This is a genomic window from Amycolatopsis sp. NPDC059027 (assembly GCF_042739735.1).
Classification (GTDB): Bacteria; Actinomycetota; Actinomycetes; order Mycobacteriales; family Pseudonocardiaceae; genus Amycolatopsis.
The window spans coordinates 78,536-89,143 of the sequence record NZ_JBHYIK010000018.1; the positions used below are offsets into that span (position 1 = coordinate 78,536).

Here is a 10,608-nt window from a genome sequence, read left to right on the forward strand (position 1 = left end):
ACCCCCCCCCCCCAAACCCCGTTGTATATTTGTCGGGGGGGCTGGTATTTGTTTATAAGAGACCGCCTTCCGGGCGTCAGACGCCCGTAAGGTGGCCTTAACGGCACGTGGGAGAAGCGTGGCTCAGCCGTACTGCGTCGAGCAGACCGACGAGCCTTCGAGGTAGCCCTTCCGCAGTGATTCGACCCGGTCGAAACCGCTGGCGGGGCGGTTGCCGTTGACGTCGGCGGAGACGAGGCTCTCCGGCATCAGCAGGTCCGCGATCGCCTCGTCGAGGTCGCCCGCGGACAGCCGCAGGACCTGCCCCTGCTTGTTCGAGGCGGCCGCCCAGGCACCCACCAGGCAGGACGTGCGCAGGCCCGCGTTCGGATTGTCCAGCGAGGCGCCGACCCCCTTCTGGATGCCCAGCGCGTAGCGGGACGCGACCTCGGCGAACGCCGCGAAGTCCCCCATCCCGCCACGGGTCTGGCCCTTCTGCTCGGCCTTGCGGTCCACCGGCTGCGCGATCTGGTTCAGCTTCGCCATGTCGATATTGACGGTGTTGTTGTCCGGGCAGTACGACGCGGGCGGGGTGCTCTTGCCGTTCGAGCAGCTGCCGCCCCCCTCGACGATCTCTGGCGCGGCGACCCCGGCGCCCTTGAACGCCTCGTCGAGGCTCTTCTTCAGCAGCGCGAGCAGCTGACCGTTGAACTTCTCGTCGCCCTTGCCGGTGTCCTTCTTGTCGAAGGGGCGCTCGGTGAGGCGGGCCTTGACGTTCTCGGCGTTCATCGCCGCGCATTCCTTGGGGCCCTTGGTGAACCCGGTCTGGAAGGCGAATGTGCGGTCGAAGGCGGTGCCGTGGGCCTGCTGGTCGCTGCCGCTGGTGCCCGCCGAGTCGCGGATGAAGAACATCGCGGCCATCACCTGGTTGAGGCCCTCGGCGGTGGACACCTGGTAGAACTTGCTCTTGTCCTCGGCGACCCACCGGAAGTAGCCGCCCGCGAAGCAGTCGGCCTGCTGTTCCTTCACCACGGTCGGTGTGGCCTTGGTGACCCCGGCCTTCTCGCCGAGCCGGTACTGGATGGCGTGGCCGAACTCGTGCGCGAGCACGGTCACCACCGACATCGGGCCGAACCGTTCCCGCAGCGACGGCAGCAGCACGCCGCGGTCCCACGCCACCGAGTCGTCCGGCGGGCAGTAGAAGGCGTTGACGAGCCCCTTGACGCTGCCGCACTCGGTCTTCTGGGTGTCGCGCTTCGCGTCGTAGGACAGCAGCGACTTCACCGGCTTGAACGGCTGGCCGCCGAAGTTCGCCGGGAGCTGATCGGTCCAGTACGCCTGCACATCGGCGATCGCGGCGGTGGCGAGCTTGTCGTCCTCACCGCCGTCGGCGTTCTTGACGTCCAGGTCCGGCGTCGGCGCACCGGACTTCAGGCCGCTCTCGAAATGCGTCACCGGCAGACCGGCGACGCTGCCCGCGCCCGTGTCCGCCGACGAGCCGGACGAGCTGCCACCGCACGCGCTCAAGCCCAGGACGGCCACCGTGACGACGGCGATCAGAGCCGGGCGGCGAAAGCCCCACCCTCCCCCTTGGATCATGTTCACTCGCTTCACATCGATTACACGGGCAGGCAGGACCCTACCCAGTGATTACCGGCCTCGTGCCGTTATCCCCGAACTGTGTACGAGGGAGCCGCTCCCGATATGGTCGGTGACCATGCGTGCAGTCCGCCGGTTCACCGTCCGCGCGAGCCTGCCGGAGCCGTTGACCGGCCTCGGTTCCCTCGCCACCAACCTGCGCTGGACCTGGCATCCGCCGACCCGCGACCTGTTCGCGTCGATGGACGCCGAGCTGTTCAACGCCGTCCGGGATCCGCTGCGGATGCTCACCGCGCTGCCGCCGGAGCGGCTGGAAGAGCTGGCCAAGGACGAGGAGTTCCTCGCCCGCGCACGGGACTCCGTCGCCGATCTCGAGCGCTACCTCACCGAGCCGCGCTGGTATCAGCGGCGCGAGGACGCCGACCTCCCGCGGGCGGTGGCCTACTTCTCCATGGAGTTCGGCGTCACCGAGGCCCTGCCGAACTACTCCGGCGGGCTGGGCGTGCTCGCCGGGGATCACCTCAAGGCCGCGTCCGATCTCGGCGTACCGGTGATCGGCGTCGGGCTGCTCTACCGCGCCGGGTACTTCCGGCAGTCGCTGTCGCTGGACGGCTGGCAGGTCGAGCACTACCCGGTGATCGACCCGAACGCGTTCCCGCTGGAACTGCTGACCGAGGACGGGAAACCGGTGCTCGTCGGTGTCGCGATGCCGGGTGGGCGGGAGCTGCGCGCGCAGATCTGGAAGGCCAGGGTCGGCCGCGTCCCGCTGCTGCTGCTCGACACCGACACCGACGCGAACGACGACGACCTGCGCGCGGTCACCGACCGGCTCTACGGCGGCGACGCCGATCACCGCATCCGGCAGGAGATCCTCGCCGGGATCGGCGGATTCCGCGCGGTGCGGAAGTACTGCGAGCTCACCGGGCATCCGCAGCCCAGGGTCTTTCACACGAACGAGGGACACGCGGGATTCCTCGGGCTCGAACGCGCGCGGGAGATCATCCAGGCGGACGGGCTGGCGTTCGAGGAAGCGCTGCCCGCGGTCCGCGCGGGCACCCTGTTCACCACGCACACCCCCGTCAGCGCGGGCATCGACCGGTTCCCGGTGGACGTCGTCCAGCGGTACTTCACCGACGGCAGGCTGGTGCCCGACGTCGACCTGCGCCGGGTGCTGGCGCTCGGCGCCGAGGACAACCCCGGCCTGTTCAACATGGCGCACATGGGCCTGCGGCTGGCGCAGCGCGCGAACGGCGTGTCCCAGCTGCACGGGCGCGTCACCCGGCGCATGTTCTCCCGGCTGTGGCCGGGATTCGACGACGCCGAGGTGCCGATCTCCTCGGTGACCAACGGCGTCCACGGACCGACGTGGGTCGCCCGCGAGCTGAGCGCGCTCCTCGGCCGCGACCACGAGGAGTGGGGCCTCGACGGCAATGGCGGGAAACCGCTCCGTGAAGGCGTTTCCGACGCCCAGCTCTGGGAGCTGCGACGCGAACTGCGGGAGAAGCTCGTCTTCGAGGTCCGGCGGCGGGTGCGCGCGGCGTGGCTCCAGCGCGGCGCCTCACCGCTCGAACTCGGCTGGGTCGACTCGGTCTTCGACCCGGACGTGCTGACCGTCGGCTTCGCCCGGCGTGTCCCGACGTACAAACGCCTGACGCTGATGCTGCGCGACCCGGACCGGCTGCGCGCGCTGCTGCTCGACGAGCGGCGCCCGATCCAGCTCGTCGTCGCCGGGAAGTCGCATCCGGCCGACGAGGGCGGCAAGCAGCTCATCCAGCAGATCGTCCGGTTCGTCGACGATCCGGCCGTGCGGCACCGGATCGTGTTCCTGCCCGACTACGACATGTCGATGGCGCGCTACCTCTACCGCGGTTGCGACGTCTGGCTCAACAACCCGGTGCGGCCGCTGGAGGCCTGCGGGACCTCGGGGATGAAGTCGGCGCTCAACGGCGGGCTCAATCTGTCCATTCGCGACGGTTGGTGGGAGGAGTGCTACGACGGCAGCAACGGCTGGGCCATCCCGAACGCGGACGGCGTGACCGACCCGTTGCGCCGTGACGATCTGGAGGCCGCGGCGCTCTACGATCTGCTCGGCCAGCAGATCGCACCGCTGTTCTACGACCGCGACGGCGGGGGCGTCCCCAACGGCTGGCTGTCCATGGTGTGGCACACGCTGGAGACGCTCGGGCCGCGGGTGCAGGCCGCTCGGATGGTGCGCGAGTACGTCGAATCCGGCTACCTGCCCGCCGCCCGGATGGTCGCCGCCGCGACCGGGGACGGTTACCGCGGCGCGCTTTCGCTCGCCGACTACCGCACGAAACTCGAGGTCGCGTGGCCGCGGGTGCGGATCTTCGACTCCGAGCTGCTGGTCGAGGACCGGCAATCGCTGGTCGTCGGCACCGAGGTGACCGTGCGGGCGCGGATCGACCTCGCCGGGCTCGATCCGTCCGAAGTGGACATTCAGGCCGTCGTCGGGCGCGTCGGCGAGGACGACGAGCTGAGCGAGACCGTCACGGTTCAGATGACCGGCGACGGCATCGGCGCCTTCGCCGCGCGGTTGCGGCTGCCGCGGTCGGGTTCGGTGGGCTACACCGTGCGCGTACTGCCGAAGCACCCGTTGCTCGCGACGTCCGCGGAGTTGTCGAAGGTGGTCCTGGCGTAATCGCCCGCACGGCGAATCACGGCGAGGAGGGGGTGACGTTCCCGCCGGGGTGCGGCGGGCCCACCAGCGTGACGTCGCGGGGCTGGTAGCCGTCGAAGTAGGGCATCGGCAGGTGGGTGAGAACCAGCATGATCGCGGCCAGCGCACCGAACCGGGGCAGGTCGAGTTCGTGTCTGCCCTGCCGGAGCCACAGCACGAGCACGAAGTTGGTGATGAGCAGGAATCCCCATCGGGCCTCGTCCCAGCCGCCGAAGGCGAGCAGCACCGGGGCCACCATCGCGGCGAGCGGCAGCAGTGCCGCCGCCGAAGGCCGGTGCAGCATCAGGAAACCGGCCACCACCACCAGCAGGATCGGCAGCAGGTAGAGCAGGACGTCGGTGATCGAGTAGAGCTGCCAGCTCTGCGCCTGGGTGCGATCGAACAGCCCGAGCGCGTCCGCTCGGTGCGGGAACCCCGCTTCCGCCAGCACCCGCTGGAACCGCTGCGTCGCACCCACCCCGGCCGGCGGCACCGTCAGTACCACCAGTCCGGCGACCGCAGCCGGTGCGAGAACCGCGCAGGCCTTCCGGAACGAGACCTTCCGCAGGAGCACGAACCCGAAAACGGGAACCACCGTGAGCAACGCGATTTCGTGCGTCAGCACGGACGCCACCATGAACGCACCGGCGACCATCGGCCGATCGCGGCGCAGTGCCCACAAGGCGGCGAACAGTGTCAGGTACAGCACCTGGTCGAGATAGCCGATCTCGTGGAAAAGGTAACCGCCGGTCGGCAGCAGCAACCAGCCGATGATGAGGAATCGCCTGCTCACCGAGGAAGTCCGGAAGAACGCGACGACCAGCACCGCAAGCAGCAGCCCGAGCACGGCGAAGGCGGCGACGGCGTACACCGCGTAGTGGTACCCGAACAACGCCGCGAACGGACGCAACACGGTGCCGACGAGGAATCGGCGGTGAAAACCGTCGGTCAGCGAAACGGATTCGAGCGTTACGGCCCAGTCCGACGGCGACCGGAATCCGGTGTAGGCCGCGAGTGGCAGCACGACCAGGAACACCGCCGTGGCCGGCGAGAACAGGCCCTGCCCGCGGATTCTTGCCCGTGACGGGGGGACTTCGAGCGGTAAAAGGGCGCGCGAGGGCCCGGCGGGAATGGTGTCCATAAAGCCAGAATCCTTTTCTGGAGAGGAAAATACCGAGAAGGCTCAGCGATTCACGACGGTCCGGCGATAGTCACGGATTCCGGCGACGGTCAGCGCCACGACGATTGCCCCGGCACAGCAGACCTGCGCGATCACCATCGCGCCGAACGGGATGACCCCGTTTTTCAGTACCAGGTTCTGGATCATCACCAGGGCGATGCACAGGGCCAGTGCCAGTGTCCACCCCGGGCGTTGTCCGGTGCGGCGCCGGAGCAGCAGGTAGCCGGCTCCGGCGATCGCACACAGCCAGACGAGCGGGGACAATCCGTCGATCTGGCTCAGATCGCCCGGGAGACCGAACCTGAGCGCGAGGGCGGGGGCGAGAACCAGGCTGCCACCGACGGCCCACCACCACGGCCGCGCCGGTGGCAGCGGGGCGTCGGTGTGGAAGGCCAGCAGCACCAGCACCAGTGGGAGCCACTGTGGAGCGAAATACGCGATCAGCTCGGGGCCGAGGTCGGACGAATGCTTGGCCAGGAACCAGATCGCGCCCGCGGCCAGTATCGCACCGGCAGCGATCCGTGCCATGCGGCGCCACCCGTCCACCAGCAGCGCGAGCGGAATCAGCGCGACCGCCAGCAGGACGAGGTCCTTGCGCAGATCGGACGTCAGCGCCGCGCGGAAGCTCCCGGGGTAGCCGTTGGAGAATCTGATCAGCGCCCAGAGTGTGTCGCCGGTGTGGCAGGCGGATCTGAGCACGCCCCAGAGCAGGCCGAGAAGCGCGACCTGCCGCACCAGATCGCCGAGGGCGATCGTGCGCGCGGGTGCCGCCCTGGCCGCCAGCCGGGTGCGCATGCCCAGTGCCAGCATGGCCCACAGTTCGCTCCACAGTGCCGCGCGCGCCCGCTCGCCGTGCAAGTCGAGCAGGGTGCCGACCATCTCGTCGCCGCGTTCGGCGCGGTACCACGCCGGGAGCACCCGCACCAGCGTGCGGTACCGGGCTTCGGCGTTGATCATGCCCGCACCTCCGCGGATCGGGGCCATTGGCCGCGGGCCCGCAGGACGGTGCTGGCGACGTCGACGTTCGCGGCCAGCCGCCGGGTCTGCTCGGCCAGTGCCGCGCTGCCCGCACCGGTCAGCCGGTAGTAGCGCCGGAGCCTGCCCTGGTGGATCTCCTCCCGGTCTGGCTCGGCCCAGCCATCGCCGACCAGGCGATCCAGCACGCCATAGAGGGTGCCGACCCGCAGGCTCACACGTCCCTCGGACAGCTCCTGGACCCGCTGGACGACCCCATAGCCGTGCCGGGGCTCGTCCGCCAGCGCGATCAGCACCAGGAAGGTCTGCTCGGACATACTCCGCTCCGCCATGGGTCCACATATATCAGAAGACGATATATAGCGGCGTGCGTTGCTTCGCTCGCGGAAGTTTTCTCGAAGCCGTGGTCTAGGTTGGCGCCATGCGTTTCGGACGCTTCGTGCCGCAGGGCAGCGGGAAGCAGGACCCGCCGGATCCGGACAAGCCGCCAGGGCGGCACACCAAGTGACCAGTGGCGACGACCTCGTCGGACCGGCGATGACCGGTGACCGTTGGCGGGGCAGAGCTGGTCAGTGGGTGCGTTCGTAGTGGCGGCGGGCTTTTTCGCGGTTGCCGCAGACCGCCATCGAGCACCAGCGGGCGCGGTTGGCGCGGCTGCGGTCGAGCAGGAACAACTGGCACTCGTCGTTGGCGCAGGGGCGTAGCCTGCCGGGCAGTTGCTGCTCGGTGGCGGCCCAGGCGAGGACCAGTTCGACGGCCAGCCGGGCGTGCGGCGGGCTCTTGACCGTCCACTGAAGACTGTCCGAAGTGAACTCCGGGAGCTGGTGGACCCCGTCGAGCAGCGGGCTCAACGCGGCGGGCGGGCGTTCTCCGCGCACTACGTCCCGTAAGACGTCGCGTGCCTCGCGCAGCAGCTTCAGTTCCGCGAGGCTGCCTTCGCCGCCGTGTTCCCGCGCCCAGCGTTTGCCTTCGGCAGGGTCGCGGAGCGCGTCCTGCTCCTCGCCGTTGATCAGCGGCCTGCTGTTGAGCAGGTCCAGCAGCGCGTCCATCGGGTGCCGCTCCTTCTAACCAGATCGAGTCCTTTGACAGGTTAGCCCATCGCGTGCTTCCATGGCGAGCAACTAACCGGATAAACGACTTGAAGAGGTTAGACATGGTGCACTACCGGACCGCGACCGTCGACGGCCACGAGATCTTCTACCGCGAGGCCGGGCCCGCCGACGCGCCCGCGATCGTCCTGCTGCACGGCTACCCGACCAGCTCGTTCATGTTCCGCGAACTCATCCCGCTGCTGGCCGGGGACTACCACGTCATCGCGCCGGATCACCTCGGCTTCGGGCACTCCGACGCGCCCGGCGCGGGCGAGTTCGCCTACACCTTCGACGCCCTCGCCGAACTCACGTCCGGGCTGCTCGACCAGCTGGGCTTGGACCGCTACGCGCTCTACGTCCAGGACTACGGCGCCCCCGTCGGATGGCGCCTCGCGCTCGAGCACCCCGAACGGATCTCCGCCATCGTCACCCAGAACGGCAATGGCTACGAGGACGGTTTCGTCGAGGAATTCTGGGCCGACGTCTGGGCCTACGGGGCGAACCCCGGCCCCGGTACCGAACCCGCCGTCCGCGCCGCGCTGAGTGTCGAGGCCATTCGCTGGCAGTACGTGCACGGCGTGCCCGACCCGAGCCTGGTCAGCCCGGACACCTGGGAGCACGACTTCGCCCTCGTCTCCCGCGAGGGCAACGACGAGGTCCAGCTGGCGTTGTTCCGCGACTACCGGAACAATCGCCCGCTTTACCCGCTGCTGCACGAATTCCTGCGCACCAGTGAGGTCCCGGTGCTCGCGGTGTGGGGCCGCAACGACGAAATCTTCGCACCCGAAGGCGCGAGGGCCTTCGCCCGCGACGCCAAGGACGCGGAGGTGCACCTGATCGACGGTGGTCACTTCCTGCTGGAAAGCCATCTGGACGTCGTCGCGGGTTATCTGCGAGGCTTCCTCGGGCGAGTGCTGGGCTGAGCGGCGGGAATGGATTCGCTGTGCCCGAAAAAGCCTCGATGGTTAAACGGACGGGCAAACGAATCCAGGCTCGGGATTCGCGCGGTTAGTGTCGACGTCATGACTGACGTCGGTATTTCCGCGTTTCCGATCCAGACCGGGTTCCGGGTTCGCCAGGTCGATCTCGGCCGGGACGGCTCGGCGAGCACGATCGGGGTGGCGCGCTGGCTGGGGGACGCCCGGGAGCGGCTCAGGCTGCGTCGTGCCGAACGGTTCCTGGCCGCCGGGCGGTTCGAACCTTTCCAGATCCTGTTCGTCAGTCAAAGCTTCGAAAGGCTCGCACCCGTCGGCTCGGTGGGCACCGACGTCGAGGTGCACACCGGTGTCCGCCGCATCGGGCGGACGTCGTTCACCTACGGGCACGCGGTCTTCGCCGGCGGCGAGCGGGTAGGCAGCGGAGAGGCCACCGTGGTACTCGGCGGTGCCGCGGGGCCCCTTGCCCTTCCCGACGAACTGATCGCGGATCTCACGGACCTGCGATTGTCCGAATCGGATCAGGAGGCTTCGCCCCGCCCGGGTGCCGAACGTCGCCGGCGAGATCGTTACACGCATTTCCTTCCCTTGCGGGCGCGGATCGGCGACGTCGATCTGAATCAGCACGTCAATTCCGTCGAGCTGGCCGGCTGGTACGACGAGGCCGTCGCGGCGTTCACGGTGCGGGCGATCGGCGAGGGCGATGGACGGCGGCTGCCGGATCTGCCCCCGTGGTCGTACCGGATCCAGTACTCCGGTGAAGTGACCTATCCCGGCGACTACGAAATCGGCCTGTCGGTGCTCTCCTTCGACGCCGATTCCGTGCGGTACGAACTCGGCGTTTTCCGCGGTGACGAATGCCTGGGCGTCGCGGACGCCACCGGCCCGCGCGGCGAGCTGCCCGACAGCTCCCTGGCGTAGGCGATCTGCGTCGTGTCCCCGGTGCGGGCCGTCATGCCCGCTCCGGCAGCCAGGGTAGGACTGGTGTTCCCAGGAAGTTCTTTCCCTTATCCCCTGCTCGCGGCGGTCGCAGACTTGGTTCGGCAACGGATCGCGAGCACGGGAGGACACGATGTCGCTCACCCTTGACACCTACCGGCTGCTGGGCCGCTCCGGGCTGCGGGTCTCGCCGCTGGCCCTGGGCACGGCGACTTTCGGCACCGAGTGGGGCTGGGGCGCCGAGCAGGACGACGCGCGCAAGCTGTTCGACACCTACGTCGAGCGCGGCGGCAACTTCATCGACACCGCCAACACCTACACCAACGGCAGCTCCGAGCGCCTGCTGGGCGAATTCACCCGCGACAACCGCGAAAGCCTGGTGCTGGCAACGAAATACACGACACAGCGCAGGCAAGGCGACCCGAATTCCGGGGGCCCGCACCGCAAGAGCCTGTTCGCGTCGGTGGAAGCCAGTCTGCGGCAGCTGAACACGGACTACCTCGATCTGCTCTACCTGCACGTGTGGGACTTCACGACGCCGGTCGAGGAGATCCTGCGTGGCATGGACGATCTGGTCCGCCAGGGCAAGGTCCTGTACGTGGCGATCTGCAACACCCCGGCCTGGCAGGTGTCGCGCATGCAGGCGATCGCCGACCTGCGCGGCTGGTCACCACTGGTCGCGCTGCAGATCGAATACAACCTGATCCAGCGTGCCGGGGAGCGTGACCTGATCCCCATGGCACGCGAACTGGGGCTGGGGGTGATCCCCTTTTCACCGCTGGCCGGCGGGGTGCTCGCCGGCAGGTACAGCCGCGCCGACCTGACCGCGGCGAAGGTCGCCGACGACGGCACCCGCAAGGGATTCAACATCGCCAACGGCGACGTCACCGAACGCAACCTCGCCGTCGCGGACGTCGTGAAGGAGGTCGCGGCGGAGACAGGTCACACACCCGGCCAGGTCGGGCTGGCCTGGATCCTGCGGAACCCGGACGTCACGGCACCGATCATCGGCGCCCGCACCCCCGAGCAGCTGGAGGACAATCTGGGCGCCCTGGAGGTCGATCTCACCGCCGCCCAGCTGGCCCGCCTCGACGAGGCCGGCGCGATCGAACTCGGCTACCCCCACGACCTGCTCGCCAGCGACAGGGGCCGCGCGTTCAACAGCGGTGACCTGTCGGTCGAAACCCGCAGCTGATACCCAGCCGAGCGCCGAGGGCGGCACCACCGCCGCAC

9 protein-coding genes are annotated in these 10,608 nt (G+C 68.9%); 4 read left to right on the forward strand and 5 right to left on the reverse strand.

What is annotated here, in order from left to right; all coding sequences use genetic code 11:
• Positions 1-123: 123 nt before the first annotated feature.
• Entirely contained in the window at positions 124-1,578 is a 1,455-nt protein-coding gene (locus tag ACFWY9_RS15015) for a neutral zinc metallopeptidase (RefSeq protein ID WP_378339063.1), read from the reverse strand.
• 118 nt (positions 1,579-1,696) lie between these two features.
• Between ACFWY9_RS15015 and glgP the strand changes: the two genes are divergently transcribed.
• Positions 1,697-4,237 carry an alpha-glucan family phosphorylase gene (gene glgP / locus ACFWY9_RS15020; RefSeq protein ID WP_378330625.1) on the forward strand — a complete coding sequence of 847 codons (2,541 nt, stop codon included), beginning with the start codon at positions 1,697-1,699 and terminating at the stop codon, positions 4,235-4,237.
• A 16-nt stretch (positions 4,238-4,253) separates the two neighbouring features.
• Here glgP and ACFWY9_RS15025 read toward each other — a convergent pair whose 3' ends face one another.
• From ACFWY9_RS15025 to ACFWY9_RS15040, 4 genes are all read right to left on the reverse strand, one after another.
• Positions 4,254-5,396: a hypothetical protein gene (locus ACFWY9_RS15025; protein WP_378330626.1), complete on the reverse strand. Its 1,143-nt coding sequence runs from the start codon at positions 5,394-5,396 to the stop codon at positions 4,254-4,256.
• A gap of 42 nt (positions 5,397-5,438) precedes the next feature.
• On the reverse strand, positions 5,439-6,392 hold the full coding sequence (locus ACFWY9_RS15030) for a hypothetical protein (RefSeq protein WP_378339064.1): 954 nt from the start codon (positions 6,390-6,392) through the stop codon (positions 5,439-5,441).
• Positions 6,389-6,727 (reverse strand): PadR family transcriptional regulator, encoded by a 339-nt coding sequence (locus ACFWY9_RS15035; protein WP_378339065.1) that lies wholly within the window; start codon positions 6,725-6,727, stop codon positions 6,389-6,391. The genes ACFWY9_RS15030 and ACFWY9_RS15035 overlap by 4 nt, the downstream gene beginning before the upstream one ends.
• 252 nt (positions 6,728-6,979) lie before the next feature.
• Positions 6,980-7,459: a CGNR zinc finger domain-containing protein gene (locus ACFWY9_RS15040; protein WP_378339066.1), complete on the reverse strand. Its 480-nt coding sequence runs from the start codon at positions 7,457-7,459 to the stop codon at positions 6,980-6,982.
• Between the two features lie 104 nt (positions 7,460-7,563).
• Here ACFWY9_RS15040 and ACFWY9_RS15045 point away from each other — a divergent pair, with 104 nt between their 5' ends.
• The 3 genes from ACFWY9_RS15045 to ACFWY9_RS15055 all read left to right on the forward strand — a co-directional run bounded on the left by ACFWY9_RS15045 (position 7,564) and on the right by ACFWY9_RS15055 (position 10,570).
• Positions 7,564-8,424: an alpha/beta fold hydrolase gene (locus tag ACFWY9_RS15045; RefSeq protein ID WP_378339067.1), complete on the forward strand. Its 861-nt coding sequence runs from the start codon at positions 7,564-7,566 to the stop codon at positions 8,422-8,424.
• A gap of 99 nt (positions 8,425-8,523) precedes the next feature.
• A complete protein-coding gene (locus ACFWY9_RS15050) occupies positions 8,524-9,357 on the forward strand; it encodes a hypothetical protein (protein ID WP_378339068.1) in 834 nt (277 codons plus the stop codon).
• Positions 9,358-9,508: 151 nt separating this feature from the next.
• Positions 9,509-10,570 carry an aldo/keto reductase gene (locus ACFWY9_RS15055; RefSeq protein WP_378339069.1) on the forward strand — a complete coding sequence of 354 codons (1,062 nt, stop codon included), beginning with the start codon at positions 9,509-9,511 and terminating at the stop codon, positions 10,568-10,570.
• Positions 10,571-10,608 lie beyond the last annotated feature (38 nt).